We start from the raw sequence: 26,305 nt of genomic DNA, 5'->3' as shown, positions 1-26,305 counted from the left end.
CCCGGGCTGATCTGGTCTCGCACGGATCACCCGGTGGCCGACACCGTGCGGAACTCGGGCTGGCTGTTGGCCGCGGGGACGAACCCCGCGACGGTGGAGCGCAGCCCGTAGGTGGCGGCCAGCGCCGCGGGGAAGACGCCGACCGCGTCGCGCCAGATGATCTCGCATGCCCGGCCGTACAGCGACTTGCGCTCGTCCTGGTCGGAGGTCGCCTTGGCCTTGGCGAGGATGCCGTCGAGCTCCTTGTTGGCGTAGCCCATGCGGTTGGCCTCGCTGGTGTAGAGCCGGCCGAGCGTGTAGTCGGCGTCGCCGGTGGTCACGGTGTTGACCTGGAGCTCGATGTCCCAGTCGAGGGCCGTGAGCCGCTTGAGCCAGGCCGCCTTCTCGATCTGCTGCGGCTCGACGACCACGCCGACCTTGCCCCAGGCCGAGATGATCGACTGGGCCAGCTCGGTGGCCAGGGGGCCGGTGTCCTTGAACCACATCATCGAGGTGCGGATCCCCGAACCGTGACCGGCCTCGGCCAGTTCGCGCCTGGCCAGCTCGGGATCGTACTCGTAGGGCTTCTGCGGGGCGTGGCCGAAGACGGCGGACGGGATCGGGGCGTCCATGACGGCGGCGGCGTCGCCGTACAGGCTGGAGACGATCGTCCTGACGTCGAGCGCGTGCAGCAGCGCGCGGCGCACGCGCGGGTCGGAGAAGGGCTTCTTGCCGCAGTTGAACCAGGTGAGGAAGTAGTTCACGCCCGGTTTGCTCTCGATCTTCACGCCGTCGACGCCGCGCAGCCGTTCGAGCTCGTCGGGCGGGATGATCCAGGTGACGTCCACCTCGCCGTTCTGCAGCGACGTCATGCGCGTGGAGGACTCCGGGATGTACGGCAGGCGCAGGCCGGCCAGCTTGGGCGCCCCGCCCCAGTAGCCGGGAGCGGGCTTGAGCAGCAGCTCCGACGACGGCGTGAACGACTCGACGGCGAAGGGGCCGCTGCCGACGGCCTTGCGTGACAGGTCGCCCTTGCCGAGCCGGGCGGCGGGCAGGATGAAGGCGAGGGTCAGGTTCACCAGCAGGGTGCCCACGGGCTCCTTCGTGGTGATCGTGAGGGTGCGTGCGTCGGGGGCCTTGATCGTGTCCACCGTGGACCACAGCGGCTTCTGCGGGCCGTCGGAGGCGGCCAGCCGCTCCAGCGACGCCTTGACGTCGGCCGCAGTGAGCTTGCCGCCGTCGTGGAAGACGACGTCGTCGCGGAGTGTGAACTCCCACGTCGTCTCGTCGGGCTGGCGCCACGACGTGGCCAGGCTCGGCGCCGCCTTCTCGCCGTCCCAGGAGACGAGCGTGTCGTAGATCTGCCGGTTGGCGAGCAGCGACGCCTCGTCCACGGCGCTCGGGCCGTGCGGGTCGAGGTCGTTGATCGCCTGGTAGAACGCGGCGCTGAGCGGCCGGTTCCCTCCGGCGGCCGGTCCCGTCCCCTTGCCGCCGGGCGCGCACCCGGTGACGAGGGCGGGGAGGGAGGCGCCGGCGGCGCCGGCTCCCAGGAGGGCCAGGAACCGCCGCCTGCCCACCCCCTCCGTTGCCGTCATGTCGAGCTCCTCTCAGCTCTTGAGCGCCAGGTAGATCAGGACCTTGGCCTTCGGGTCGCCGCCGGTCAGCGTGGCCCGCAGGCGCAACCAGTGGCCGAACTCGCGCACCCGCATGGACACCATCCCGGGCTCCGTGGCGATCTGCTCGGTGCTCCCGTCGTCGTCGCACCAGTGCAGCCCGTCGGGGGAGATCTGGGCGTTCAGCCGCAGGGAGGGGGCGTCGCCCTCCAGCGCCAGCGTGCGTACGAACCAGCGCGCCTCCGCGGCCCACCCGGCTTCGTACGGCTCGGTCACGAAATCGGCGGTGAAGGTGGTGTTGCGCTCAAGAACGGCGGTAAGAGCATGCCTCATGCCGGTGTTCACCAATCCACGGAAATCAGTGCGGAATCAAGGAAAAGAAAGTTGCGTACCGGAGAATGGGTGCGCACGCTCACATAGAAATTGAGCAGGTTCTCCAGGCCGTCGTACTTGTCGGGATAGGCGGGCACCGGCACCTGGCGCATGTCCATGATCCGGTCATTGACCTGCAACTCGATGTTCGTGCGCGTCCTGGTGTCGAACTGCCAGCGCAGATAGTGCCAGTTGACCTTGGTCGGCACCTCGTTGTAGCAGAGGAACTGCGGCTCCTCGCCGAGCGGGCGCCAGTCCTCGGGGTTCGGCGCGGTGAAGTCCTCCGTGGGCGAGAGGTTCTCCTGGTTGTGCAGGTTCTCCCTGGGCGTCGGCTCGGGCACCACGGGATACATCCAGCGCCTGGTGAGATTGTGGTCGAGGTCGGTGTTCTGGTAGCGGGCGACGCAGTGATAGCGCACGCCCTCGCCGTCGCACAGGTCCGTGGCCACGGTGAACGCCCCGAACTGGGCCTCCGACGGGTGCAGGTTGCCGTCCCACTCGATGTCGCCGAAGCTGTTGCCGAGCGAGGACTCGGCGGTCGCCGCCTCGCTCTTGTACGTGAAGTACGTCTCGAACTGCACCACCCCGCGCCTGGCCATGGTCAGCCGGCGGATCGCCACCGCGGTGTGGCCGGTCACCGGCCGGGTGGCGACCTTGAGCGCGTAGTTCCCGCTCATCGCGGCGTGCGTGCCGATGTCGAAGAAATCGCACGAGCTGAGCTGCGGTGGGCGGAAGTCGCGCATGTGAACGTCGACCGTGTCGAGATTCCCGTGGCCGTCGTGGTTCCCGATGAGTTCGCACCAGCCGTGCGTGCCCGTATCGAACTCGTCGAAGGCGAGTATGCGGGGGAGCGGATTGAACTTCGACAGTTTGGGGTTGGTTGCGATCAGCGCGCGCCGGAGGTCGTCGGCCGCAGGATGGGTGGCGTCCACGGTCAAGGGGGCGTCCTTCTCGTCGACAATTGCCTGGGGAGGATGAACGTTCACGTGAACGTTAATTCCAAGTTTCGAGGACGCTAACTCGCACGATTGCGGATGTCAAGGGACCTACGCGGACATACCCGACGACGGCCGGGGTCGCCCCGGGCGGACGCCGCCCGGGGACGCCGCCCGCCCGATGACCTCAGTCGCCGGACGCCAGGCGCGCGGGGAACCCGCCGGTCGCGATGGGGCCCCAGCGCTCGATGTGCAGGCGGATCAGCGACTTGTCCTGGCGTCGCATGGCCGCTCTGTACTCGTCCCAGTCGGGGTGCTCGCCGGCGATGCACCGGTAGTACTCCACCAGCGCCTCCAGGGCCTGCGGCATGTCGAGCACCTCGGCGCGGCCGTCCACCTGCACGTACGGGCCGTTCCAGTCGTCGGACAGCACGCAGATCGACGCCCGCTCGTCACGGCGGGCGTTGCGCGCCTTGGCCCGGTCGGGATAGGTGGAGACCACGATCCTGCCGCCCTCGTCCACGCCGCACGAGACCGGCGAGAGCTGCGGCCGCCCGTCGGCGCGGGTGGTGGACAGCAGGCCGTGATGCCGGGGACGGAGGAAGCCGAGCAGTTCGGGGAGCTCGACACGGCGTGCGGTCGCGATGTTCGGAGCCATCTGTTGCGCCTTTCGCTCAGGTGAGGACCCGATCCTTTCACCGGCCCGCCCTCCTCGAACGCGGGCCGGGATGCGACCATCAGAGTCGTTGACCATAGAGCGACAGGTGATGACATGACAGGCGAGAACAGCAGGAAAGCCCTTGTGGTACGGGGAGGCTGGGAGGGACACGCCCCCGTCGAGGCCACGGAACTCTTCGTGCCTTTCCTGGAGAAGCAGGGGTTCGAGGTGGTCAGGGCGGAGTCCCCCGCTCCGTACGCGGACGCCGCGTTCATGGCCGGCGTCGACCTCATCGTGCAGTGCTACACCATGGGCACGATCGAGCGCGCCGAGCTGCAGGGACTTGAGGCCGCGATCCGCGCGGGCACCGGGATGGCGGGCTGGCACGGCGGCATCGCCGACTCCTTCCGCAACTCCTCCGACTACCTGCACCTCATCGGCGGCCAGTTCGCCTGCCACCCGGGCAAGCAGCCGGACGCGCCGGACGCGGGCACACAGGAGCACTACTTCGTCCCCTACACCGTGAACATGTCGCCCGAGGCGGCCGGCCACCCCATCACCGAGGGCGTTCCCGACTTCGACCTCCTCACCGAGCAGTACTGGGTGCTGACGGACGACTACATCGACGTGCTGGCCACGACCACGCAGCGGGTGCGCCCATGGGACCCGTGGCACCGCGAGGTGACCTCGCCGGCCATCTGGACCCGGCGTTGGGGCAAGGGACGGATCTTCGTCGCCACCCCCGGGCACAGCGTCGACGTGCTCCAGCACGACAGCGTGCGCGCCGTCATCGAAAGGGGCATGGTGTGGGCGAGCCGGTGAACGTGGGCGTCGTCGGCTGCGGCGCGATCTCCGCCCAGTATTTCCGCACCATCGAACGGCTGCCGCAGGTGCGCCTGGCCGCCGTGGCCGACCTCGACCTCGACAGGGCGCGGGAAGCGGTGCGGCCCTACCCCGGCACCGACGTGCTCGGCGTGGCCGAGCTGATGGCCGACCCGCGCATCGACGTCCTGCTCAACCTGACCGTCCCGGCCGCGCACGCCGAGATCGCGTTACAGGCCATCGCCGCCGGCAAGGACGTCTACTGCGAGAAGCCCCTCGCCACGAACGTGGCCGACGCCGCCCGCGTGCTGCGCGCGGCCGGCGAGGCAGGAGTGCGCGTGGGATGCGCGCCCGACACGGTGCTGGGCACGGGCACCCAGACCGCCCGCATGGCGATCGACCACGGCCTGATCGGCAGGCCGGTCGCGGCCACCGCGACGATGCTGACGCCGGGCCACGAACGCTGGCACCCCAACCCCGACTTCTACTACGCCCCCGGCGGCGGCCCTCTGCTCGACATGGGCCCCTACTACGTCACCTGCCTGGTGACGCTGCTCGGGCCGGTGGCGAGCGTCGTCGGCGCCTCGGGGCGTACGCGGCCCAAGCGCACGATCGGCTCCGGCCCTCGCCAGGGTGAGGAGGTCCCGGTCAGCGTCGACACCCACGTCACCGGGGTGCTCGTGCACGCGTCGGGGGCGCTGTCCACGCTCGTGATGAGCTTCGACGGGGTCGCGACCAGGTCGCCCAACATCGAGGTGCACGGCGAGAAGGGCTCGCTCGTCGTACCCGACCCGAACCACTTCGACGGCGCCGTCCTGGCGTCGGTGCTGGGGGAGGAAGGCTGGCGGGAACTGCCGGTGTCGGCCGGCTACGTCGAGGCCGGGCGCGGCGTGGGCCTGGCGGACTTCGCCTCGGCACACTCCGGCGCGGAACCGCGCGCGGGCGGCTCGCTGGCCTTCCACGTGCTCGACGTCATGGAGTCGCTGCTGGACGCGGCACGTTCCGGCACGGCGGTGACCCTCGCCAGCACGTGCGAACGCCCCCTTCCCGTGGCCCTGCGTCCCCTCGCCGGCGAGCTCGATCGCTGAACCCGTCCAGGATCAGGCCGTTGGGCGCTGGAGGTGCCAGACGACAATGGCGGGGACACCGGCGACGGCCGCCCGCGCCGCCTCGGGCGCATGGTCGACCAGCACCCACGGCCACAGATCCCACGGCCCGGGGGATCCGGGCTCGCGCGGCGGATCCTGCGGCTCGGGAACCTCGGCACCCGGCTCCCGAGGCTCCTCGCAACGGCGCACCTCCAGCCCGGCCCGCAGCGCGGCGCGCACGTAGTCGCCGATCCTGTGGTGGTAGGTGGCCACGCGGGCGGGCCGGCCGTCGGGCAGGCGCAACGACGGGATGATGCCGCGAGCCACCCCCTCGGGGTGAATGTCGGAGATCACCACGTGCCCGCCCGGACGCAGCACCCTGGCGAACTCGGCCAGCACCGGATCCAGCGAAGGCACATGGGTGAGCGCCAGGCAACAGACGATCAGGTCGACGGCGGCGTCGTCGACCGGCAACCGGTCGAGCGCGCCGGAACGGAAGTCGCCCTCGGGCACCCGCTCGCGGGCCCGGGCCAGCATGTCGGGCGAGCTGTCGACCCCGACGATCTTGTGGCCGCGCCTGGCCAGGGCCGCGGCCAGCCTGCCCGTGCCGCACGCGGCGTCCAGGGCGAGGCCCACCGGCAACGTGCCGACGATCACCTCGATGATCGGCTCGTCGTAGGAGAACGCCGAGTTGGGGTCGTCGTACGTCCGCGACCAGACGCGATAGCCCTCCACGGTGTCGACGCGGGCGACCTCGACGCCCGCGCCGGCCAGCGCGGGATCGTCCAGGAGCCTCCGGATCTCGGCGATGCGCGCCTCGGCGAACGCGCGGTCGTGGTCCCCGGTGAAGGAACGCATCAAGGCCATGCCTTCGAGGCCGAGCACGTAGGCCAGGGGGTTCTCGTACGTCACCGGCGACACGGTAGCGACGGGGCGTACCCGCGTGCCAATGCTTTCCCCGGGCGCGTGAATGCACAGTGTGACGAGGAATAACAGACGGTATATCCGGTAAGGACACCAGCATCCGACAGGGGATTCGGGGGGATGAGTGCCGGCTACGCCGCCCGGCCGCGCGCGCGACGCGGTCGCGGCACCACGTCACGGGGCCGCGCGACCGGGAACGTGCACCGGCCCGGGAGTCGTGGCGCCATGATCGGCGCCTTCTACGAGCACAACCTGCGAGGGCGGTACGTCGAGGTCGAGTACGCCGACGGACGCGTACGCCCGCTCGCCGCCGAACGCTGGCTGCGGCCCATCGACGGCGACGAGCACGTGCTGGACCGGTGCGGAGGACCCACCCTGGACGTCGGCTCGGGAGCCGGCCGGCTGACCGCGGCGCTCGCCCGCAGGGGCATCTTCGCCCTGGGCATCGACATCACACCACTGGCGGTCGAGCTGACCCGGCGCGCGGGCGGCCTGGCCCTGCTCCGGTGCGTGTTCGAACCGCTCCCCGGCACGGGGCTGTGGGCCGAGGCGCTGCTGACCGACGGCAACATCGGGATCGGCGGCGACCCCGAGGCGCTGCTGCGCCGCGTGCGGCAACTGGTCAGGCCGGGCGGATCCGTGTTCGCCGAGGTCCGGCCTCCCGGCTCGGGGAGCACGGTGGACCGCGTACGCCTGCGCCACGGCGGCCGCACCGGCGACTGGTTCCCCTGGGCGACCGTCTGCGCCGACGACATCGGCCTGCTCGCCGTACGCTGCGGTTTCCCCGCCGTCGAGCTGTGGACCGCCGCCGGCCGCTGGTTCGCCACCTGCACCGGCCCGGCACCGTAACGGGCCCCGTGGGCGGGTTCAGGCGAGTGGCGCGGTGGCGAACTCCTTCATGCCCTCCCCGAAGCGGATCCGCGCCCGGAAGCCCAGCTCGGCGGTGGCCCGGTGAGGTGAGGCCACGATGTGGCGCACGTCGCCCAGCCGGTACTCCCCGGTGGTGACCGGCTCGGGCCCGCCGCGCTGTGCGGCCAGTTCCCTGGCCATCTCGCCGACGGTGTGCGGCTCGCCGCTGGCGACGTTGTACGCCGCCAGGCACCCCGCCCGGCCACCGGCGAGGGCGGCGACGTTGGCGCCGGCGACGTCGCGGACGTGTACGAAGTCGCGCGTCTGCCCGCCGTCCTCGAACACCCGGGGCGCGCGGCCCGCCTCCAGCGCCGACCGGAAGATCGCCGCGACCCCCGAGTAGGGGGTGTCCCTGGGCATTCCAGGGCCGTACACGTTGTGGTAGCGGAGGGCGACCGCGGTGCCGCCGGTCTCGCGTGCCCAGTTGGCGGCGAGGTGTTCCTGGGCGAGCTTCGTGGTGGCGTAGGCGTTGCGCGGATCGACGGGCGCGTCCTCGTCGATGGCGGCGTAGCGCACGTCGTCGCCGCAGCGGGGGCAGGACGGCTCGAACGAGCCCCGCGCCAGGTCGCCGGCGGAGCGCGGGCCGGGCCGCACCCGGCCGTGCCGCGCGCAGTCGTAGGCGCCCTCGCCGTAGACCACCATGGAGGAGGCCAGCACCAGCCGCCCGACGTCGCGGGCGGCCATCGCGGCCAGCAGCACCGCCGTGCCGTACACGTTGACCGAGGCGTAGCCGGGCATGTCGGCCACGTTCACGCCGAGGCCGACCCTGGCCGCCTGGTGCACGACCGCGTCCGCGCCCGCCAGCAGCCGGCCGAGCAGATCAGGGTCGCGTACGTCGCCGCCGCGGCGCAGGTCGAGCGGTACGACGTGATGGCCGGCCGCCTCCAGCGCCTCCGCCACGTGGCCGCCGATGAACCCGGCGGCGCCCGTCACCAGCACCGTGCCTCCGCGCGTGCCTCCGCGCGTGCCGGTCACAGCCGCGTCCCGGTGCCGGCGAGCGCGGCGGCGTAGCGGGAGCGCGGAGCCAGCGCCGCCACCTCGATCGCGTCCGCCATGGTGTCCACGTCGGTCAGGCACGGCAACGACGCGACGCTCAGCCCCGCCTCCTCCATCCGCCGCCGCTGGAACTCTCCGGTGCCCGGTTCCGACATGGGCACCCCGAGCAGCAGCGCGGGCTCGGGCTCGCGCAGCCCGAGCAGCCAGAAACCGCCGTCGTTCGCGGGACCGAACACCGCGTCGCGCCCGTCGAGCAGCGCCACGGCGTCGGCCAGCAGGTCAGGGGTGACCTGCGGGGTGTCCATGCCGATCAGCACGACGGGCACGGGCAGCAGCGTGTACGCGTCCTCGAAGGCCGCCGCCAGCCGCTCGTCCAGACCGCGACCCCGCTGCGGCAGCACGGTGAACCCGGCGGGCAGCCACGCGCCGGGGGCGCCGTCGAGCACCAGCACCCGGCGGACGACCGGCACCCGGGCGACGGTCCGCAGCGTGTCCTCCAACGCGGCGCCGGCCACGGCGGCCGCCTCCTCCGGGGTGAGCGGCGGGACCAGCCGGGTCTTGACCTTCCCCGGCACGGGCTCCTTGGCGATCACCACGATCTGGGCCCGGTTCACGTGCTCACGTCCGGGGTCCCGTCCTCGCGGGCCATGACCCGCCGCATGTCGTGGACGGCCCGCAGCGTGCCGCGTACCGTACCGGTCACCTTCGAGCGGCCGTCGCGGGGCAGGTAGTCGACGTCGACCTCGGCGATGCGCCAGCGCGCCGCCGCGGCGCGCAGGACCATCTCCAGCGGGTAGCCGAAGCGCCGGTCGACGATCCCCAGCCGGAGCAGCGCGACCCGCCGGCAGGCCCGCATCGGCCCAAGGTCGCGCAGCCGGGCACCGGTACGCCGCCGCAACCGCCTGGCCAGCACGGCGTTGCCGAGCCGGGCATGCGCCGGCCACGACGCGCCCGGCCGGCGGACCCGGCGGCCCAGCACGAGATCGGCCTCGCCGGCCATGACGGGGCGGCTCACCCGGGGCAACTGCTCGGGGTCCAGCGACGCGTCCGCGTCCATGAAGCACACGACGTCCGAGGTCGCGGCGGCCAGCCCGGCATGGCAGGCGGCGCCGAACCCGATCCGCGGCTCGCTCACCACCGTCGCGCCGAGCTCGGCGGCGATCTTCGCGGAACCGTCGGCCGAGCCGTTGTCGACCACGATCGGATGGAAACCGTGCGGCATCCGCCCGAGCACCCACGGGAGGGCCGCCGCCTCGTTCAGGCACGGCAGCACCACGTCGATTCTCATGCCAACGACGCTACGGCGATGCCCCGGTTCGCACCCTTGCGCCGGGTCCCGCCTTTCCGAGAAATGACCAGCTCAGAGCCGTCAGGAGAACTCGACGACGCCCACCCCGCCCCCGCGGGCGGCGGGTGTGCCCGGACCACCGACCGTCAGCCCTGTGGCCAGGTCAGCGTGAGCCGTGCGACACGGTCCGGGTCGGACAGGATGTCGATCGCGGCGATCCTGCCCTCCGCGATGGTGAAGCCGAGGACCGAGCGCGGCCGGCCGTCCTCGCTGCTGATCAGCCCGGCCGCCCCGTTCACCAGTACGGGCTCCAGCGTGCGGGTGGTCGTGAAGCGCTGGAAGTCCGGGGCCCTCCCGGCCACGGCCGCCGCGCCGCTGATCGTCCACGAGCCGCCCTCAGCGAAGGCGCCCGCGTCGATGCGCAGGACGACGTCGGGGTCGAGGACGGTGAGCAGCGCGGCGAAGTCCCCGTCGCGAGCGGCCGACAGGAAGGCGTCGACCACCCGGCGCTGGCGTGCGGGGTCGGGGTCGGGTGAGGGGATGGTTCCCCGTACGCGCCGCCTGGCCCGGCTGGCGAGTTTCCTGGCCGTGTCGGGGGAGCGGTCCACGACCGTGGCGATCTGCTCGTACGGCACCGCGAACATGTCGTGCAGCACGAAGGCCAGCCGTTCGGCGGGACGCAGCGAGTCCAGCACGACGAGCAGCGCCAGGCCGACGGCGTCGGCGGTCAGCGCCTCCCGCTCGGGGTCGCCGCCGTCCTCCGGGCTGACGACCGGATCGGGCAACCGCTGCTCCAGCGGCGCCTCGCGCCGCGCGGCGCGGGCGCGCAGCATGTCCAGGCAGACCCGGCCGACCACGGTGGTGAGCCAGCCGCCCAGGTTGCCGATCGCGCCGGAGTCCGTACGGCTGAGCCGCAGCCACGCCTCCTGCACCGCGTCGTCGGCCTCGGTGAGTGAGCCGAGCATCCGGTACGCCACCGCCTTCATATGGTCGCGGTGTTCGGCGAATCGTCCGGCCAGGAACTCGTCAGCGTCCACGATCACATCATCCTTCGATCAGGGTCCTCTCCTTCTTGACGGAACGGGACCGGCGAAGGTGACGGATACCGGCGAACCCTAATCTGTACCCGTACGGAAGGAAGGAAGCGAAGCCCATGATCGCCCGCAGTTGGCATGGCCGGACCCCGGCCGGGAAGTCCGGCGCCTACCTGGAGCTGATGAGGGAGGTGGCGCTTCCCGACTACCGGTCGACGCCCGGCAACCGGGGCGCGTACGTGCTGCATCGTCTGGACGGCGAGGTCGCGCACTTCGAGATGCTGACGTTCTGGGAGTCGGAGGAGGCGATCAAGGCCTTCGCCGGCGACGACGTCACTGTCGCGAAGTATTACGACTTCGATGACGACTTCCTGCTGGAGAAGGAACCCCGGGCCGTCCACCACGACGTGTACGACACGTGACCCGGCGTGCGCCGTCGCCCTCTCAGGCCGCCTTCGCGGCGGTGAAGTGCTGCAGCAGCAGGCCGCTCCCGACCACACCGGGATGGCGGAGGCCGACCCGGCGGTGATCTCACCCCGGGTGGCGGCCTGGCGCGGCAACTCCAGCATGGCCCGCTGCCGGGGCGGATGAGCCTGAGCTCGACCTGGCCAGGCGGGACGACCCGCACCTGGGGTTCGGGCACGGTGTGCCCTTCTGTCTCGGCACGCCGCTGGCCAGGCTGCAAGGGCATGGTGGCCTTCGCGTCCCTGCTGGGGCGCTTCCCCGGGATCCGGCTGGCGTGCCCGGCAGAGCAGCTCCGGTTGCGTTACGAGAGCCCGCTGGTGATGGCCCGCGGGCTGGAGGCGCTGCCCGTCGTGCTCGAACACTGACCGGCCCACGGCTCCTCCCGCCCGAGGGGCGGTGGCGGCAGGGACCTCTGTGCAGGCAGTTTGTCCTGTGACGGGCACCGCGTGCTCATATGAGCAAATTTCGGCTCATGTGTTGCCGTGAGGTGAACGGGCGACCTACCGTGCGTTACCTACGTCACATGCGGAGGTCCCTATGCGTGGATTCCGGCTGTTCAAAAATGCCTGTCCTCCTTCTTTCCACCGTCGCTCTGGCGGCGTGCTCGGTGTCGACCACCCCCGGCGGGTCCACCGCCGACACCGGTCCGGAGGCCGGCGACGGCCCGCTCGTCATCGGCTTCAGCCAGGCGACCCAGCAGTCCCCGTTCTACGTGCAACTGCGCGAAGGAGCCGAGGCCGCCGCCAAGAAGGCCGGCGCCACGCTCTACTTCGCCGACGCGGGCGGGGACGTCACCAAGCAGAACAACGACGTCCAGGACCTCATCACCCGGCAGATCGACGTCCTGCTCATCAACCCGGTCGACCCGCAGGGCGTGCAGCCCGGACTCGCCGCCGCCAAGGCGGCAGGGGTGTCCGTGGTGACCGTGGACCGGCCGGTGCCCGAGGGTGCGGTCTCGCACGTCGGGCGCGACAACAAGGCCATGGGCGAGCTCGTCGGCAAGCGGCTCAGCGAGCAGCTCGGCGCCAAGGGCGGCACCGTCATCGAGATCAGGGGAGACGCCGGCGGCGCCGTGGCTCGCGACCGCAGCGCCGGCTTCCACCAGGCCGTCAAGGCCAACCCGAAGATCAAGATCGTGGAGGGGCCGTACTCCGACTACGTACGGTCCAAGGCCGTCACGGCGATGCAGGACCTGCTCCAGGTCAACCCCGGCGTGGCCGCCGTCTACGCGCACAACGACGACATGGCTCTCGGCGCGCTGAAGGTGCTCAACGAGAGCGGTAAGGGCAAGGTCCTCGTCTCCGGCGTGGACGGGCTCATGGAAGCGGTCAAGGAGATCGCCAAGGGCGGCCAGTACGTCGCCACGGCACTCAACGACCCCATCTCGCTCGGCTCGAAGGCCGTGGAGACCGTGCTCAAGGTCGGCAAGGGCGAGAAGGTCGAGCCCTCCATCGACGCGGGCACCGAGCTGATCGACCAGGACAACGCGGCCCAGTACACCGGGTCCGGCGAGTTCGCCCAGGCGCGCGAGCAGTGACCAGCGGCGACCATCAGGAAGGCGGAAACATGACCATGCAGGCCGCAGTGCTCCACGCGCCCGGGGACATCCGGGTGGAGCAGGTGCCCGTGCCCGAGCCAGGTCCCGGCGAGGCGCTCGTCCGCGTCGCCGCCTGCGGGGTGTGCGGATCGGACATCCCGCGCATGTTGTCCGCGGGGGCGTACCACTTCCCGATCATCTGCGGTCACGAGTTCTCCGGGCACGTGGTCCGGATGGGCGAGCGCCTGGCCGCGACGGGCCGCGTACGCGAGGGCGACCTCGTGACCGTGCCCCCGCTCATCCCCTGCCACGCCTGCCCTCCCTGCAGCCAGGGCCACTTCAGCCTGTGCCGCAACTACGGCTACTTCGGCAGCCGCAGGGACGGCGCGTACGCCCAGTACGTCACCGTCCCCGACGAGAACCTCATGGTGCTTCCCGCCGACCTCGACCCGAGGGCGGCGGCCATGCTGGACCCGGCGGCGATCGCCCTGCACGCCCTGTGGCGCACGAAGATGCGCGGCGGCCACCGGGTCGCGGTCGTCGGCGCCGGCCCCATCGGGCTGTTCGCCGTGCAGTGGGCGCGCATCGCCGGCGCCGCCGAGGTGCTCGTGATCGAACTGAACGAGCAGAAGGCCGCCATGGCGACGGAGGCGGGCGCCACGCACACCGCCACCAGCGCCGAGGCCGCCGCCGACCTGGTGGGCGAGGGGTACGACGTGGTCGTCGAGTCCGCCGGCGTACCCGCCACCGTCGACCAGGCCGTGACGCTGACGGCCAGACGCGGCGAGGCGGTGTTCATCGGCATCCCGCACGAGCCGGTGGTGCTGCCCAAGGCCACCTTCGGCTCCTTCCTGCGCCGCGAGGTCACGCTGCACGGCGCCTGGAACTCCTTCTCGGCGCCGTTCCCCGGAGAGGAGTGGCGGGAGTCGGCCAGGATGCTCGCCTCCGGCGGGCTGGCCTGGAAGTTCATGATCACGCACGAGCTGGGCCTGGACGCGCTGCCCGAGACCATGGCCGGCCTCGGGGAACGTTCCATCTTCAGCTCCAAGGTGCTCTTCCTGCCGAACGAGGAGTGACGATGTCCGCTTTCCTCGCCCTTGACCTCGGCACGGAGGGCGCTCGCGCGGCGGTCTACACGGCGGACGGCACGCAGGCCGGGACGGGCGACGACACCTACCCGACCAGCTTCCCGCGGCCCGGCTGGGCCGAGCAGGACCCGGAGCACTGGTGGCGGGCGAGCGTGCACGCCGCGCGGGCGGCGCTCGCCGAGGCGGGGAACCCGGAGATCGCCGGGGTCGCGGTGGCCACCACGGCCTCGACGGTGGCCGTGCTCGACGGTGACGGGCGCCCCCTGCGGCCCGCCCTGCTCTGGATGGACGGCCGGGCCGGCGAGGAGTCGGCGCTGACCGCCCGCAGCGGCCACCCGGTGCTGCGCTACTCCGGTGGCTCGGACGCGGTGGAATGGCTGGTGCCGAAGGCCATGTGGCTGGCCCGCCACGAGCCCGCGATCTACCGCAGGGCCGCCCGCATCACCGAGGCGGTCGACTACATGGTGTGGCGGCTCACCGGGCGGTGGGCGGGATCGCGGATGAACGCCGTCTGCAAGAGCAACTACGACCCGCACGGCGCGGGATTCCCGAACGACCTGTACGAGCGGCTCGGCGTCGGCGACCTGGCCGCCAAGCTGCCCGACGAGATCGTCCCCGTCGGCGACCCGATCGCCCCCGTCGGGGCCGCCGCCCGCGAGGAGCTGGGCATCACCGGCCCTGCCGTCGTCGCGTCCGGCGGCATCGACGCGCACCTGTCGCTGCTGGCCATCGGCGGCGCTCCCGAAGGCCGGGTGTCGATCGTGTGCGGCACGTCCAACGCGTTCGTCACGGAAATCGCCGAGCCGGTCTTCCCGCCCACCGTGTGGGGGCCGTACCCGGACGCGCTGCGCACCGGGCGCTGGCTCGTCGAGGGCGGCCAGGTGAGCGCGGGCTCGGTGCTGGCCTGGGCGGGGGAGCGGCTCATGGGTCGGCCGAGGGCGGAGATCGGCCGGCTCATCAAGGCCGCGTCGGCGCTGCCGCCGGTCGACCACGGCCTGATCGTGCTCGACTACTTCATGGGCAACCGCACGCCCCTGCGCGACCCACTGCTGCGCGGGGCGGTGCTCGGGCTGACCCTGGCCAGCTCGCCCGAGCAGGTCTACCGGGCCGCCGTGGAAGGCGTCGCGTACGGCACGAGCCAGGTCATCGACTCGTTCACCGAGGGTGGGATCGCAGTGGAGGAGATCTTCCTGTCCGGCGGCATCCGGCACAACGAGTTGTGGCTCCAGACCACCGCCGACGTGCTCGGCCGGCCGGTCAGCCTGGTCGCGGGCGACAACCTGACGCTGCGCGCCTGCTCGGTGATCGCCTCGGTGGGCGCGGGGCGGCACGCCTCGCTCGCCGAGGCGGCGGCCGAGTACGCCCCGCGCACCCGCACCATCGAGCCGGTCCCCGCCCACCGGGACGCCTACCGGCAGGGCTACGCCGACTACCGGGCGGCCACCGAGGCCACGACGCCGCTCGCGCACCGCCTCAACGCGCCGGAACGGAGGCAGGACCCATGACCGTCCCTGCCGGCTACGACGACCAGCTCTACGAGGTCGCCATCCGCTACTACGAGGGCGGGGAGACCCAGGAGCAGATCGCCAATGCCCTGCACCTGACCCGCTGGAAGGTGGGCAGGATGCTGGCCGAGGCCCGCCAGGCCGGGATCGTCCGGATCGAGGTGCTGCACCCGAGGTCCCGGGTGCGAGCCCTGGAACAGTCGCTCAAGGAACGCTGCGGGTTGCGCGACGCGGTCGTGGTGGCCGGGGGCGACCCGAACGGCGTCGAGCACCTGCGCGACCGGGTCGCGGCGGCGGGAGCCGACCACCTGATGGCGATGCGGCCCGCGCCCCGGCTGATCGGCGTCTCCTGGGGGCGCACTCTCGACCGGCTGGCCGGCGGGCTCAAGCCCGGATGGGCCGGCGGCGTCAACGTGGTGCAGATCAACGGCGCGCTCAGCCGGTCACGGCAGCCGACCAGCGCGCACAGCATGGCGAGCCTGATCGCCCACCACGGCGGCGGCACCGCCACGCTGCTGCCCGCCCCGGCGATCCTGGAGCAGCAGAGCACCAGGGCCGTGCTGGAGAGCGACCGGGCCGTCTCCGACGTGCTAGCCCTCGCCACCCGGGCCGACCTGTTCCTGTTCAGCCCCGGGGGCATGGGCAGCGACTCCGTGCTGGTCGACTCCGGCCAGATCGACGCCGGCCACCTGTCGAGGCTCGCGGAGGCCGGCGCGGTGGGCGACGTGCTGGGCCGCTTCATCGACCGCGACGGCCGCATCGTGGACCCCGCCCTGGACGGGCGCACCCTCGGCCTGTCGCTGGACGTCCTGCGCGCGTCCACCGCCTCGGTCGCGCTGGTCAGCGGCGAGGCCAAGCACGCGGTGTGCCGGGCCGTCGTGGCCAGCCGCCTCTGCGACGTGCTGATCACCGACGACCAGAGCGCGACGTACCTGCTGGACACGTGGAAGGAGGAGGCATGACGGACGAGCGGCTGCGGATGTCGGGGATCGTCAAGCGGTTCCCCGGCACGGTCGCCCTGGACGGCGTGGAGCTGACCGTACGCGCCGGCGAGGTGCATTGTCTGCTGGGCGAGAACGGCGCGGGCAAGAGCACGCTGATGAAGATCCTGGCCGGCTCCTACCGGCCGGACCAGGGGACGATCCTGCTGGACGGCGAGCCGTTCAGCCCTTCCACCCCGCACGCCGGGCTGGCCGCCGGCATCGCCGTCATCTACCAGGAGCTCGACCTGCTGCCCGACCTCACCGTGGCACAGAACCTGCTGCTGGGTCGCTCGCCCCGGTTCGGCCCGTTCGTACGCAGGGCGCGGCGCGCGGGCCTGGCCCGCCAGGCGCTCGACCGGGTCGGCGCGCGTTTCCCCGTGACCACCCGTGTCAGGGACCTGCCCATCGCGGCGCAGCAGCTCACCGCCATCGCCAAGGCGCTCACCGCCGACGCGCGGGTGATCGTCATGGACGAGCCGTCCGCCACGCTCGGCGAGAGCGAGCTGGAGACGGTGTTCGGCGTCATCCGGTCGCTCACGGAGGAAGGGCGCTCGGTCATCTTCATCTCGCACCGGCTCGACGAGGTCAAGGCGATCGGCGACCGCGCCACGGTGCTGCGCGACGGCCGCACGGCCGGCGTCTACGACGTGGCCTCGACCACGCCGGACGAGATCGTGGCGGCGATGATCGGCGAGGCCAAGGAACTCGTGCGTCCCGCCGGCCACCCAGCGCCCGAGGGGGAGCCGCTGCTGACCGTCGAGCGGGTGCACGTCCCCGGGCTGATCGACGTGCGCGACATCGAGGTGCGGCCGGGCGAGGTCGTCGGGCTGGCCGGACTGGGCGGCGCTGGACGTACCACACTGCTGCGGGCGCTCTTCGGCGACCTCAAGGCGCACGTCACCGCCCGGCTGGACGGCCGCCCGTTGCGGGCCGGCAGCCCCGCCGCGGCCGTGCGCGCCGGACTCGCGCTGGTGCCGGAGAGCCGCAAGGAACAGGGCCTGATGCTCGGCCTGTCAGTGGGCCGAAACGCGGCGATCGCGGCACTCGACCGGCCCCCGTGGCTGCTGCCGGGCCGGCTCGGACGGCGCCTGGCCGCGCCCGCGCTGGCCGGGCTCGGCGTCAGATCCGTCGGCCAGAGCCAGCTCGTCGGCCAGCTTTCCGGCGGCAACCAGCAGAAGGTCGTGCTGGCCAAGTGGATCGCCAGGGGCGGGATCAAGGTCCTGCTGCTCGACGAGCCCACCCGCGGGCTCGACGTCGGCGCCAAGGCCGACCTCTACCGCCAGGTGCGCGACCTCGCCGGCCAGGGCGTGGCGGTCCTGCTCGCCAGCAGCGAGCTCAACGAGCTGACCGCCAACGCCGACCGTATCCAGGTCCTGTACGAGGGTCGCAACATCGCCCGTTTCGACCCGAGGGTCAGCCCGGAGAGCGCCATCGCGCACGCCGTCATCACAGGAGCGACACCATGACCACCTCGATCGGATCCTCGGTGGCCGCGTCCGCCGAGCAGGCCGGCGGCGCCCGGCCGCGGCGCGGCGCCGACCTGATCGTCAAGTTCAACCTGCTGCTGGTCTTCCTCGCGTTGTGCGTCGTCGCGACGCTGCTGGCCCCGCAGTTCCTCACCGGCCGCAACATCGCCAACCTGCTGCAACAGTCGTCGCTGACCGGGATCGTCGCCATCGGCATGACCATGGTGGTGCTGACCGCGGGCATCGACCTGTCGGTCGGCAGCGTGGCCGCCTTCGGCGGGATGACGGTCGCCATCCTCATGACCGCGGGCGTGCCCGTGCTGCCGGCCATCCTGCTGAGCGTCCTGGCCGGCGCCGTGTTCGGCGCCATCATGGGCGGCCTGTCGGCGTACCTGGCGTTGCCGGCCTTCATGACCACGCTGGCCGGGCTCACCGCGATCCGCGGGCTCACGTACCTGCTGACCGACGGCAAGCCCGCGGAGGCGGCGGGGGCGGAGTCGTTCCAGCTGCTCGGTGGCGGGTTCATCGGCTACGTCCCGATCGTCGGGATCATCTTCGTGGTGATCACGATCCTCGCCGCTGTGGTGCTGCGCGGCACCACCTTCGGTGAGTACGTCTACGCGGTCGGCAGCAACAAGGAGGCGGCGCGGCTGTCGGGACTGCCGGTGCGCGGCGTCATCACCACCGTGTTCGCGGTGTCCGGCGCGCTCGCGGCGCTGGCGGGCGTGCTGCTCACCTCGCGGCTGACCGTGGGCCAGCCGACCGCGTTCAACGGGCTGGAGCTGGACGCCATCGCGGCCGTCGTCCTCGGCGGCACCAACCTGTTCGGCGGCCGGGGCGGGGTGTTCGGCACCTTCGTGGCGGTGCTGCTGCTGTCGGTGCTGCGCAACCTGTGCAACCTGCTCGGTCTGGGCTCCTTCTTCCAGATGGTGGTGACCGGCCTGATCCTGCTGGTCGCGCTCGTCCTCAACATGCTGATCGAAAGGCGTGGCGCCCGTGCCTGACACCCTTCCATCCGGCTCGCTGCGGGCCTGCCTGCACGGGCTGCCCGGCGTCGACGAGGTGGGCGTACGCCGTCGCGCCGCCGACCTGGCCACCCGGTCGATCAAGACCACGGCCAAACGCCAGGCGATCGACCTGGCCATCCGCATGGTCGACCTGACCACGCTCGAAGGGGCGGACACCCCGGGCAAGGTCCGCGCCCTGGCGGCCAAGGCCATGCGGCCCGACCCCGCCGACCCCACCGCGCCCGCGGTCGCCGCCGTCTGCGTCTATCCCGACATGATCCCCGTGGCCGCGCCCGTCCTCGCGGGCAGCGGGGTGGGGCTCGCCTCGGTCGCCACCGGCTTCCCCGCCGGGCGCACGTCGCTGGAGGTGAAGCTGGCCGACACGCGTACGGCGGTCGCCGCCGGAGCCACCGAGATCGACATGGTGATCGACAGAGGCGCGTTCCTCGCCGGCGACTACCGCAAGGTCTTCGACGAGATCGCCGCGGTCAAGGAGTGCTGCGGCCCCGCGCACCTGAAGGTCATCCTGGAGACCGGCGAGCTCGTCACCTACGACAACGTACGGCGGGCGTCCTGGCTCGCGCTGCACGCCGGGGCCGACTTCATCAAGACCTCCACCGGCAAGGTCGCGCCCGCCGCCACCCTGCCCGTCACCCTCGTCATGCTGGAGGCGGTCAGGGACTACCACGCCGCCGGAGGGCGGCAGGCCGGGGTGAAGCCGGCCGGCGGCATCCGCACCACCAAGGACGCGATCCGCTACCTGGTGCTGGTCAAGGAGGTGGCCGGCGAGAGCTGGCTGGACCCGGCGCGGTTCCGGCTCGGCGCCTCGACGCTGCTGAACGACCTGCTCATGCAGCGCACCAAGCTCGGCACCGGGCACTACGCGGGGCCCGACTACTACACGCTCGACTGAGGGGAACCGTGGAGATCTTCGACTACGCGCCCGCGCCGGAGTCACGGTCGATCGTGACCATTCTGCCGGCGTACGACCTGTTCATCGACGGCGAGTTCACCGAGGCCAAGAGCGACGAGCGCATCGTCACGGTCAACCCGGCCGACGAGGAGCCGCTCTCCGAGGTGGCCGCCGCGTCCGACGCCGACGTGGACCGGGCCTTCGCCGCCGCCCGCCGGGCCTTCGCGCGGGTGTGGTCGCCGCTGCCCGGCGCCGAGCGCGGCAAATACCTGTTCAGGATCGCGCGCATCATCCAGGAACGTGCCCGCGAGCTGGCCGTGCTCGAATCGCTCGACAACGGCAAGCCCATCAAGGAGACCCGCGACATCGACCTTCCCCTGGTCGCGGCGCACTTCTTCTACCACGCGGGCTGGGCGGACAAGCTCGCCCACGCCGGGGTCGGCCCGTCACCGCGCCCGCTCGGCGTGGCCGCGCAGGTCATCCCGTGGAACTTCCCGCTGCTGATGCTCGCCTGGAAGGTCGCGCCCGCGCTGGCGACCGGCAACACGGTGGTGCTCAAGCCCGCCGAGACCACCCCGCTGACCGCACTGGCGTTCGCGGAGATCTGCCAGGAGGCGGAACTGCCACCCGGCGTGGTCAACATCGTGACCGGCGCGGGCGGCACCGGCCGGGCCGTGGTCGCCCACCCGGACGCGGACAAGGTCGCCTTCACCGGCTCGACCGGCGTCGGCAAGGAGATCGCCCGCGCCGTGGCCGGGACGTCCAAGCGGCTCACCCTGGAGCTGGGCGGCAAGGGCGCCAACATCGTGTACGACGACGCGGCCGTCGACCAGGCCGTGGAGGGCATCGTCTCCGGGATCTTCTTCAACCAGGGCCACGTGTGCTGCGCCGGCTCCCGCCTGCTGGTCCAGGAGTCGATCGCCGAGGAGCTGCTGACCAGGCTGCGGGCCAGGATCGAGCGGTTGCGGCTCGGCGACCCGCTGGACAAGAACACCGACATCGGCGCCATCAACTCGGCCGCGCAGCTCGCCAGGATCCGCGAACTGGCCGCCGCCGGCGAGGCGGAGGGCGCGAGCGGCTGGTCGCCCGCGTGCCCGGTACCGGAACGCGGCTACTGGTTCCCGCCCACCGTGTTCACCGGCGTCACGCAGGCGCACAGGATCGCCCGCGAGGAGATCTTCGGGCCGGTCCTGTCGGTGCTCACCTTCCGCACCCCTGAGGAGGCCGTCGCCAAGGCGAACAACACGCCGTACGGGCTGTCCGCCGGAGTGTGGACGGAGAAGGGTTCCCGCATGTTGTGGACCGCGAGCCGGCTGCGTGCCGGCGTCGTGTGGTCCAACACCTTCAACGTGTTCGATCCCGCCAGCCCGTTCGGCGGCTACAAGGAGTCCGGTTACGGCCGCGAGGGCGGCCGCCACGGGCTGGAGGCATACCTTGGCTGACAGGACCCCGTCCGCGCCGGCTCGCGTGGCCGTGCGCAGGACGTACAAGCTCTACCTCGGCGGGGCTTTCCCGCGTTCGGAGTCAGGCAGGTCGTACCCGGTGACATCCTCCCGCGGAGTCCACCTCGCCAACGCGGCCCTGGCGTCGCGCAAGGACGTGCGCGACGCCGTCGTGGCCGCGCGCAAGGCCTTTCCCGGCTGGTCGGGCCGCACCGCCTACAACCGCGGCCAGATCCTCTACCGGATCGCCGAGATGATGGAGGGCCGGCGGGCGCAGTTCGCGGGGGAGGTGGCCGCCGCCCAGGGCATGAGCGAGGCGCGCGCCCAGGGTGTGGTGTCCGCCGCGATCGACCGCTGGGTCTACTACGCCGGCTGGGCCGACAAGCTCGGCCAGGTGCTCGGGGCGGCCAACCCGGTGTCGGGCCCTTACTTCAACCACTCCCAGCCCGAGCCGACCGGGGTCGCCGGCATCCTCGCGCCCGCCGGCTCCCCGCTGCTCGGCCTGGTCGCGGTGCTCGCGCCCGTCATCACCGCGGGCAACACGGCGGTGCTGGTGGCCGGCGAGCGGGCGCCGCTGCCCGCCGTCACCCTCGCCGAGGCGCTGGCCACCTCCGACCTGCCCGGCGGCGTCGTCAACGTCCTGACCGGCCGCCTGCGCGAGCTGGCGCCGCCGCTGGCCGGGCACGCCGACGTGAACGCCCTGGACCTGGCCGGGGCGGGCGAGCTCGCCGGTGAGCTGGAGGAGTTGGCCGCGGGCACGCTCAAACGGGTCGTACGGCCGGGCCTTCACGACGACTGGTCGGCCGCCGACCCCGGCGTGGCCCGCATCCGGCCCTTTGTGGAGACGAAGACGGTCTGGCACCCGATGGGCGTGTGACGGCTCCGGCCGGGTGCGCGCCGAGCCCGGCCGGGTGGTCGTCGCTCAGCCGGAGTGGTCGGCGGTGATCACGACGTTGCCGATCTTCTGGCCGGAGTCGACGTAGGCTCGTCAAGGTGCACGCGACCACGGTCAACCGCACCGACTGCGCCCTGCGCGCCGCCACGCCGTTCCTGTGGAGGTTCTTCACGGGTTTCTTCCGGCCACGGGTGCGCGTGCTCGGCAACGAGTTCGCCGGGGAGATCGAGGCGGTGGGCGGCGAGGTCACCGCCCACAAGGTGTGCGAGTTCAGGCCGGTCATCGAGCTCAGCCGAGGCGGGCCAGCTCCTCCGCGCTGAGCTCCAGGTCCACGGCCGCGAGCGAGTCGAGAATGGTCTCGGGGCGGCTCGCGCCCGGGATGGGGATGACCAAGGGGCTGCGGGCGAGCTCCCAGGCCAGGCAGACCTGGTGCGGGGAGACGCCGCGCTCCTTCGCGATCTCGGAGAAGGCGGCGTGCCGCTCGCTCAGCTCCCCGGTGCGCCCGATGCCGCCCAGCGGCGACCAGGGCAGGAAGGCCAGGCCCAGCTCGGCGCAGAGGTCGATCTCGGGCTCGCTGGAGCGGAAGCGCGGCGAGTACTCGTTCTGCACGCTCACCAGGCACTCGCCCAGGATGTCGTGGGCGATCCTGATCTGCTCCGGGCCGGCGTTGGAGATGCCCGCCATCCGGATCTTGCCGGCGTCGTGGAGGTCCCCCAACGCGCCCATGGTCTCCTCGTACGGCACCTCCGGGTCGGGCCGGTGGTGCTGGTAGAGGCCGATGCTGTCCACGCCGAGCGCCTTGAGCGAGCGGTCGCAGGCCTGCTTGAGGTACGACGGGCGCCCGTCCTTGGACCAGCCGCCGCCTGGCGTGCGGGTGTGCCCGCCCTTGGTGGCGACGAGCACGCTGCCGGCGTCGCCCCGCCACTGGGCCAGCGCCTTGGCGACCAGGCGTTCGTTGTGGCCGACGTCGTCGTGCGAAGGCGTGTACGCGTCCGCCGTGTCGATCAACGTGACACCGGCGTCCAGGGCGGCCAGCAGGGTCCGGATCGACTGGTCCTCGTCGGCCATGTGCCCGGCCACCGACATGGGCATGGCGCCGAGCCCGATGGCGGAGACGCGGCGGTCGCCGATGGCGCGTGTCGTCAACGATGTGCTCATGAGTCCAGCTTGTCGGCTGGAGTGCGCTCCAGGTCAATCCGGGCGGGGCGGGGTCACGCGCGGGCGGCGGTCAGGCGTCTGCCGAGGCGCTGGGCGGGAGCCTCGACAAGACGGTGGCTCGCGAGGCTGAGCGGGATCAGGACGAGGTAGTACAGCGTGAGGTCCGGGATCGCGTGCAGCAGGACCGGATGCAACAGGTAGAGGGAGAAGCTGATCACGCCGAGCTCCGGCAGCCAGCGGGGGAACGCCCGGCCGCGCAGCGCGAGCCCCAGGGCGAAGACGCCGAAGGCGAGCACGAGCGCCGGAGCCCAGGCGGGGTCGTCCTTGGCGGGGATCCCGCACGCCAGCACCGCCAAGGCGGCGAGCGCGGCCGTACGCCAGGAGGTCGTGCCCCGCTCGGCCCGGTAGACCGCCGTGCCGGCGAACATCGACGCCAGGATGATCACGCCCTGCCAGGTGCCGCCCCGGCTGCCGAGGATCACCAGCGCCAGCCCGAGCAGACCGCCCGCGACCGCGGCCACGGTACGCGTCCCGCCCCGGCCGAGCGCGGTCACCGCGATGGCGGCGACGACCGCGAGGCCGAGCAGCGCGGCCATGAGGTCGGCGCCGCCCTTGATCGACGTTCCCGGCAGCAGCAGCCCCAGCGGCACGGCCAGCAGCGCCAGACCGCCGGCGATCCAGGCCGACCGGTGTGCCCGCCCGACCGCGAACAGCGCGACGCACATCAGGTAGAACGCCATCTCGTACGAGAGCGTCCACATCACGCCGATGACGGCGGGCAGGTTGAGCAGTTCCTGCACCATGGTCAGGTTGCCCAGCACGACCACGGCGAAGGGGCGCTGTCCGAGCCCGGGGTCGAGGACGGGCAGGCCGGCGCAGGCGAGCAGGACGGCCAGGGCGCAGGCGGCCAGCAGCAGCGGGAGGAGGCGGAAGGCCCGGCCGGTCCAGAAGGCGCGCAGGTCGCCTCGCCGCTCCAGGGAGGCGGGGATGATGTACCCGCTGACCAGGAAGAACACGAACACGCCCCACGTGCCGAGGTCGATCCGGCGGTCCACTTCCGCCCAGACGGCGGGCAGGTACGTCCAGCCGGCGTGGTGCATGGTGACGGCCAGCGCGGCCGGCCCCCGGAGGGCGTCCAGCCAGGCCAGCCGGTGGGGGGCCGCGAACATCTGACGGATTCTAGGTCATTAATGACTATTTGCCGCCTTTGGTATGGGTGGCTGTTGAACCGCCCGGCCTGATGCCGCGTACCTCAGACGTGCGCTGCCGCATGGTCACGGTCCGGCCGCTGTGGGATCATGTGGGCCACGCACCACGGTCACCGGGACCGCAGGCGTCCGGGGGCCGGCCGGTCCAGACGGACGTTGCGGGGTGGCCATGAGAGCTTCCGCGCCGGTTCACGTCGGCGCCGTGGTCGGCGTGGTCGGCGTGGGCGTCGTGGTGCTGGTTTCCGTCCTGTGGTTCGGCGGCGGCGCGGGCACGCCGGAGATCGCCGGGCTGCCCTCCGCGGGACCGCTCGCCGAGTGGGGCCTGCCGCTGGTGCGGCTGGGGCACGACCTGTGCGCCGTGGCGTGCGTCGGCGCCCTGCTGGCCGCCGGCGTGCTGGCCCCGGCGGGCTCCCCCGAGGCGGCGCGGTGCGTGCGGGCGGCCGGGTGGTGGGCGCTCGGCTGGGCGTTCGCCTCCCTCACCGGGTACGTGCTGACCCTGTCGACGTTCTTCGCCCTGCCTCCCGCGCGGATCCTCGCCGCCTCACACCTCCTCGGCTACGGCACGTCGCTGCCCCAGACCCGGGCGCTGCTGGTGGTGGTGGCGGCGACGTTCGTGGTGGCGCTGGCCACGCTCGTGCCGCGCCTGCCCCGGTGGATGCCGCTGGCGCCGGCCGTGGGCGCGCTGCTGCCGCCCGCGTACGTCGGCCACGCCGCCTCCGCGGCCGACCACGACGTCGCGATCTCCGCGCTGATGGCGCACCTGGTGGGTGTGTCGGTGTGGGTGGGCGGCCTGTACGCGGTGCTCGTGCACTTCCGCCGCTCCGCCGACCTGGCCGTCGTGTTGGCGAGGTTCAGCACGATCGCGCTGTGCTGCTTCGCCGCGGTGGCCTTCTCCGGGCTGGCCGGCGGCTGGGTGCGGCTGGAGACGCCGTCCGGCCTGTGGCAGAGCAGCTACGGCCTGCTCCTGCTCGGCAAGGTCGCCGTGCTGGCGGTCCTCGGCTGGTTCGGCTGGAGCCACCGCCGCCGCACCGTCATGGGCGTGACGGATCGCGGGGTGCGGCGTACGTTCGTCCGGCTGGCGGCGGGCGAGGTGGCCGTGATGGCGGCGGCGATGGGCCTGGCCGTCGGCCTGTCCCGCACCCCGCCGCCCGCGGGCGGCGACGGCGGCGGTCACACGGCTCACGGCGTGCTGGAGTACGAGCTCGCGCCGTTCACCCCTGCCGCGCTGATCACCGAGGCGCGGCTGGACCCGCTGGTCCTGCTGCTGCTCGCGCTGCCCGCCGCCGGTTATCTCGTGGGCGTGCGCAGGGCGGCCGGATGGCCGCCGGCCCGGTCGTTCGCCTGGCACGCCGGGCTGGCCCTGGTCGCGCTGGTGCTGGTCGGCGGAGTCGGCGGGTACGCGCGGGCGATGGCGTCCGCGTACGCGCTGCAGCACGTCACGCTCACCGTCGTCGCTCCGCTGCTGCTCTGCCTGGGGGCTCCCGCCACCCTGGCGGCCCGGGCCACCACCCCCTCCTCCCAGTACGGCGACCTCGGCTCGCGCGCCTTCGGCCGCCGGATCATCCGGCCCGGCCTGCTGCTGACCGCGTACCCGGTGCTGTTCCTGCTGCTGTACGGGACCGCGTGGTTCCCCTGGTCCCTGTCCGCCTACGGCTCCCACCTGGCCACCGCGGCGTTGTTCCTCGGGCTCGGGCTGGCCGTGTCGTGGGTGCTGGCGGGCGCCGACCCGCTGCCCCGGCCGTTCCCGTGGGCCGCGCGGGCCCGGCTGCTGGCGGTGGCCGCCGCGGTGCACCTGGCGCTCGGCGCGTACCTGCTGACCGGGCCCCGCGTCGCGGCCGGCTGGTTCCTGCAGGCGGCCCCGGCGGGCGTGCCGGCGGCCGACCAGCGCCTGGCCGGCGCCGTCCACCTGATCGTGCCGCTGCTCGCCTTCGCGCCGCTCGCCGTCAGGCTGGCCCTGGAACGGCAGGCGGCGCGCGTGCGAGCCCGGGAGCGCGTCACGGAGCCGCGCGGGCGCTGACGG

Annotated in this window: 28 protein-coding genes; 17 read left to right on the top strand and 11 right to left on the bottom strand. The window is 72.6% G+C overall.

Annotated features, from left to right (window positions below; genetic code table 11):
- Positions 1-26 precede the first annotated feature (26 nt).
- The 4 genes from GUY59_RS17365 to GUY59_RS17350 all read right to left on the bottom strand — a co-directional run bounded on the left by GUY59_RS17365 (position 27) and on the right by GUY59_RS17350 (position 3,557).
- Positions 27-1,574 (bottom strand): ABC transporter substrate-binding protein, encoded by a 1,548-nt coding sequence (locus GUY59_RS17365; protein WP_138200784.1) that lies wholly within the window; start codon positions 1,572-1,574, stop codon positions 27-29.
- A gap of 12 nt (positions 1,575-1,586) precedes the next feature.
- A complete protein-coding gene (locus GUY59_RS17360; protein WP_138200785.1) occupies positions 1,587-1,925 on the bottom strand; it encodes a hypothetical protein in 339 nt (112 codons plus the stop codon).
- Between the two features lie 8 nt (positions 1,926-1,933).
- On the bottom strand, positions 1,934-2,950 hold the full coding sequence (locus GUY59_RS17355) for a DUF6772 family protein (protein ID WP_201760984.1): 1,017 nt from the start codon (positions 2,948-2,950) through the stop codon (positions 1,934-1,936).
- A 136-nt stretch (positions 2,951-3,086) separates the two neighbouring features.
- Positions 3,087-3,557 (bottom strand): PPOX class F420-dependent oxidoreductase, encoded by a 471-nt coding sequence (locus GUY59_RS17350; RefSeq protein WP_138200786.1) that lies wholly within the window; start codon positions 3,555-3,557, stop codon positions 3,087-3,089.
- A 114-nt stretch (positions 3,558-3,671) separates the two neighbouring features.
- Here GUY59_RS17350 and GUY59_RS48750 point away from each other — a divergent pair, with 114 nt between their 5' ends.
- Together GUY59_RS48750 and GUY59_RS17340 are read left to right on the top strand one after the other, a co-directional pair.
- Positions 3,672-4,379 carry a ThuA domain-containing protein gene (locus tag GUY59_RS48750; protein ID WP_138200787.1) on the top strand — a complete coding sequence of 236 codons (708 nt, stop codon included), beginning with the start codon at positions 3,672-3,674 and terminating at the stop codon, positions 4,377-4,379.
- A complete protein-coding gene (locus GUY59_RS17340; RefSeq protein WP_171055373.1) occupies positions 4,364-5,467 on the top strand; it encodes a Gfo/Idh/MocA family protein in 1,104 nt (367 codons plus the stop codon). The genes GUY59_RS48750 and GUY59_RS17340 overlap by 16 nt, the downstream gene beginning before the upstream one ends.
- 12 nt (positions 5,468-5,479) lie before the next feature.
- Here the strand turns inward: GUY59_RS17340 and GUY59_RS17335 are convergent, their stop codons facing one another.
- Entirely contained in the window at positions 5,480-6,379 is a 900-nt protein-coding gene (locus GUY59_RS17335; RefSeq protein ID WP_138200789.1) for a class I SAM-dependent methyltransferase, read from the bottom strand.
- A gap of 237 nt (positions 6,380-6,616) precedes the next feature.
- Here GUY59_RS17335 and GUY59_RS17330 point away from each other — a divergent pair, with 237 nt between their 5' ends.
- Entirely contained in the window at positions 6,617-7,240 is a 624-nt protein-coding gene (locus GUY59_RS17330) for a class I SAM-dependent methyltransferase (protein ID WP_138200790.1), read from the top strand.
- Positions 7,241-7,258: 18 nt separating this feature from the next.
- On the opposite strand, the gene GUY59_RS17325 is transcribed toward GUY59_RS17330, so the two are convergent.
- The 4 genes from GUY59_RS17325 to GUY59_RS17310 all read right to left on the bottom strand — a co-directional run bounded on the left by GUY59_RS17325 (position 7,259) and on the right by GUY59_RS17310 (position 10,621).
- Positions 7,259-8,275, bottom strand: a complete 1,017-nt coding sequence (locus GUY59_RS17325; protein WP_252374924.1) for an NAD-dependent epimerase/dehydratase family protein — start codon at positions 8,273-8,275, stop codon at positions 7,259-7,261.
- A complete protein-coding gene (locus GUY59_RS17320) occupies positions 8,272-8,910 on the bottom strand; it encodes a TIGR04282 family arsenosugar biosynthesis glycosyltransferase (protein ID WP_201760989.1) in 639 nt (212 codons plus the stop codon). Before GUY59_RS17320 ends, GUY59_RS17325 begins: the two co-directional genes overlap by 4 nt.
- The gene (locus GUY59_RS17315; protein WP_138200791.1) at positions 8,907-9,584 is read right to left on the bottom strand and encodes a glycosyltransferase family 2 protein; all 678 of its coding nucleotides are present in this window, start codon (positions 9,582-9,584) and stop codon (positions 8,907-8,909) included. Before GUY59_RS17315 ends, GUY59_RS17320 begins: the two co-directional genes overlap by 4 nt.
- 146 nt (positions 9,585-9,730) lie before the next feature.
- Positions 9,731-10,621, bottom strand: coding sequence for a sigma-70 family RNA polymerase sigma factor (locus GUY59_RS17310; protein WP_138200792.1), 891 nt, complete (start codon positions 10,619-10,621; stop codon positions 9,731-9,733).
- Positions 10,622-10,737: 116 nt separating this feature from the next.
- On the opposite strand from GUY59_RS17310, the gene GUY59_RS17305 reads away from it, so the two are divergent.
- The 13 genes from GUY59_RS17305 (at position 10,738) to GUY59_RS17250 (ending at position 22,239) form a co-directional block, all read left to right on the top strand.
- On the top strand, positions 10,738-11,040 hold the full coding sequence (locus GUY59_RS17305; protein WP_138200793.1) for an antibiotic biosynthesis monooxygenase family protein: 303 nt from the start codon (positions 10,738-10,740) through the stop codon (positions 11,038-11,040).
- Between the two features lie 46 nt (positions 11,041-11,086).
- The gene (locus GUY59_RS50035; protein ID WP_269128819.1) at positions 11,087-11,209 is read left to right on the top strand and encodes a hypothetical protein; all 123 of its coding nucleotides are present in this window, start codon (positions 11,087-11,089) and stop codon (positions 11,207-11,209) included.
- Between the two features lie 98 nt (positions 11,210-11,307).
- Positions 11,308-11,448 (top strand): hypothetical protein, encoded by a 141-nt coding sequence (locus tag GUY59_RS17300; RefSeq protein WP_161714580.1) that lies wholly within the window; start codon positions 11,308-11,310, stop codon positions 11,446-11,448.
- 197 nt (positions 11,449-11,645) lie between these two features.
- Complete coding sequence (locus GUY59_RS17295) at positions 11,646-12,620, top strand: substrate-binding domain-containing protein (protein WP_138200794.1); 975 nt, start codon at positions 11,646-11,648, stop codon at positions 12,618-12,620.
- Between the two features lie 29 nt (positions 12,621-12,649).
- Positions 12,650-13,696, top strand: coding sequence for a galactitol-1-phosphate 5-dehydrogenase (locus GUY59_RS17290; protein WP_201760983.1), 1,047 nt, complete (start codon positions 12,650-12,652; stop codon positions 13,694-13,696).
- 2 nt (positions 13,697-13,698) lie between these two features.
- Positions 13,699-15,213, top strand: a complete 1,515-nt coding sequence (locus tag GUY59_RS17285; protein ID WP_138200795.1) for an FGGY-family carbohydrate kinase — start codon at positions 13,699-13,701, stop codon at positions 15,211-15,213.
- Positions 15,210-16,175 carry a sugar-binding transcriptional regulator gene (locus GUY59_RS17280; RefSeq protein WP_138200796.1) on the top strand — a complete coding sequence of 322 codons (966 nt, stop codon included), beginning with the start codon at positions 15,210-15,212 and terminating at the stop codon, positions 16,173-16,175. Before GUY59_RS17285 ends, GUY59_RS17280 begins: the two co-directional genes overlap by 4 nt.
- Positions 16,172-17,662 carry a sugar ABC transporter ATP-binding protein gene (locus GUY59_RS17275; RefSeq protein WP_138200797.1) on the top strand — a complete coding sequence of 497 codons (1,491 nt, stop codon included), beginning with the start codon at positions 16,172-16,174 and terminating at the stop codon, positions 17,660-17,662. Before GUY59_RS17280 ends, GUY59_RS17275 begins: the two co-directional genes overlap by 4 nt.
- Positions 17,659-18,666 carry an ABC transporter permease gene (locus GUY59_RS17270; protein WP_138200798.1) on the top strand — a complete coding sequence of 336 codons (1,008 nt, stop codon included), beginning with the start codon at positions 17,659-17,661 and terminating at the stop codon, positions 18,664-18,666. The genes GUY59_RS17275 and GUY59_RS17270 overlap by 4 nt, the downstream gene beginning before the upstream one ends.
- On the top strand, positions 18,659-19,582 hold the full coding sequence (deoC, locus tag GUY59_RS17265; protein ID WP_252374925.1) for a deoxyribose-phosphate aldolase: 924 nt from the start codon (positions 18,659-18,661) through the stop codon (positions 19,580-19,582). Before GUY59_RS17270 ends, deoC begins: the two co-directional genes overlap by 8 nt.
- A gap of 14 nt (positions 19,583-19,596) precedes the next feature.
- On the top strand, positions 19,597-21,024 hold the full coding sequence (locus tag GUY59_RS17260; RefSeq protein ID WP_212746178.1) for an aldehyde dehydrogenase family protein: 1,428 nt from the start codon (positions 19,597-19,599) through the stop codon (positions 21,022-21,024).
- Positions 21,017-21,901 (top strand): aldehyde dehydrogenase family protein, encoded by an 885-nt coding sequence (locus GUY59_RS17255; RefSeq protein ID WP_171055375.1) that lies wholly within the window; start codon positions 21,017-21,019, stop codon positions 21,899-21,901. The genes GUY59_RS17260 and GUY59_RS17255 overlap by 8 nt, the downstream gene beginning before the upstream one ends.
- Positions 21,902-22,017: 116 nt before the next feature.
- Entirely contained in the window at positions 22,018-22,239 is a 222-nt protein-coding gene (locus tag GUY59_RS17250; RefSeq protein WP_138200801.1) for an alcohol dehydrogenase catalytic domain-containing protein, read from the top strand.
- On the opposite strand, the gene GUY59_RS17245 is transcribed toward GUY59_RS17250, so the two are convergent.
- Both GUY59_RS17245 and GUY59_RS17240 read right to left on the bottom strand, forming a co-directional pair.
- Positions 22,208-23,077 carry an aldo/keto reductase gene (locus tag GUY59_RS17245; RefSeq protein WP_236667228.1) on the bottom strand — a complete coding sequence of 290 codons (870 nt, stop codon included), beginning with the start codon at positions 23,075-23,077 and terminating at the stop codon, positions 22,208-22,210. The genes GUY59_RS17250 and GUY59_RS17245 overlap by 32 nt on opposite strands.
- Before the next feature lie 53 nt (positions 23,078-23,130).
- Positions 23,131-24,246: an acyltransferase family protein gene (locus GUY59_RS17240; RefSeq protein ID WP_138200802.1), complete on the bottom strand. Its 1,116-nt coding sequence runs from the start codon at positions 24,244-24,246 to the stop codon at positions 23,131-23,133.
- Positions 24,247-24,454: 208 nt separating this feature from the next.
- Here GUY59_RS17240 and GUY59_RS17235 point away from each other — a divergent pair, with 208 nt between their 5' ends.
- Complete coding sequence (locus GUY59_RS17235; RefSeq protein ID WP_138200803.1) at positions 24,455-26,302, top strand: cytochrome c oxidase assembly protein; 1,848 nt, start codon at positions 24,455-24,457, stop codon at positions 26,300-26,302.
- Positions 26,303-26,305: the final 3 nt, after the last annotated feature.

This window comes from Nonomuraea sp. K271, assembly GCF_009908215.1.
GTDB classification, from domain to species: domain Bacteria; phylum Actinomycetota; class Actinomycetes; order Streptosporangiales; family Streptosporangiaceae; genus Nonomuraea; species Nonomuraea longispora.
The sequence above is the reverse complement of the archived record's forward strand: the minus strand, read 5'-3'. Positions and strand labels throughout refer to the sequence as shown.

Bases quoted from the DNA above. Each gene is read 5' to 3' on its own strand.
- GUY59_RS17365 (WP_138200784.1), bottom strand. From the start codon at position 1,574: ATGACGGCAACGGAGGGGGTGGGCAGGCGGCGGTTCCTGGCCCTCCTG.
- GUY59_RS17360 (WP_138200785.1), bottom strand. From the start codon at position 1,925: ATGAGGCATGCTCTTACCGCCGTTCTTGAGCGCAACACCACCTTCACC.
- GUY59_RS17350 (WP_138200786.1), bottom strand. From the start codon at position 3,557: ATGGCTCCGAACATCGCGACCGCACGCCGTGTCGAGCTCCCCGAACTG.
- GUY59_RS48750 (WP_138200787.1), top strand. From the start codon at position 3,672: ATGACAGGCGAGAACAGCAGGAAAGCCCTTGTGGTACGGGGAGGCTGG.
- GUY59_RS17330 (WP_138200790.1), top strand. From the start codon at position 6,617: ATGATCGGCGCCTTCTACGAGCACAACCTGCGAGGGCGGTACGTCGAG.
- GUY59_RS17315 (WP_138200791.1), bottom strand. From the start codon at position 9,584: ATGAGAATCGACGTGGTGCTGCCGTGCCTGAACGAGGCGGCGGCCCTC.
- GUY59_RS17305 (WP_138200793.1), top strand. From the start codon at position 10,738: ATGATCGCCCGCAGTTGGCATGGCCGGACCCCGGCCGGGAAGTCCGGC.
- GUY59_RS17300 (WP_161714580.1), top strand. From the start codon at position 11,308: ATGGTGGCCTTCGCGTCCCTGCTGGGGCGCTTCCCCGGGATCCGGCTG.
- GUY59_RS17295 (WP_138200794.1), top strand. From the start codon at position 11,646: ATGCCTGTCCTCCTTCTTTCCACCGTCGCTCTGGCGGCGTGCTCGGTG.
- GUY59_RS17290 (WP_201760983.1), top strand. From the start codon at position 12,650: ATGACCATGCAGGCCGCAGTGCTCCACGCGCCCGGGGACATCCGGGTG.
- GUY59_RS17285 (WP_138200795.1), top strand. From the start codon at position 13,699: ATGTCCGCTTTCCTCGCCCTTGACCTCGGCACGGAGGGCGCTCGCGCG.
- GUY59_RS17280 (WP_138200796.1), top strand. From the start codon at position 15,210: ATGACCGTCCCTGCCGGCTACGACGACCAGCTCTACGAGGTCGCCATC.
- GUY59_RS17275 (WP_138200797.1), top strand. From the start codon at position 16,172: ATGACGGACGAGCGGCTGCGGATGTCGGGGATCGTCAAGCGGTTCCCC.
- GUY59_RS17270 (WP_138200798.1), top strand. From the start codon at position 17,659: ATGACCACCTCGATCGGATCCTCGGTGGCCGCGTCCGCCGAGCAGGCC.
- GUY59_RS17245 (WP_236667228.1), bottom strand. From the start codon at position 23,077: ATGAGCACATCGTTGACGACACGCGCCATCGGCGACCGCCGCGTCTCC.
- GUY59_RS17240 (WP_138200802.1), bottom strand. From the start codon at position 24,246: ATGTTCGCGGCCCCCCACCGGCTGGCCTGGCTGGACGCCCTCCGGGGG.
- GUY59_RS17235 (WP_138200803.1), top strand. From the start codon at position 24,455: ATGAGAGCTTCCGCGCCGGTTCACGTCGGCGCCGTGGTCGGCGTGGTC.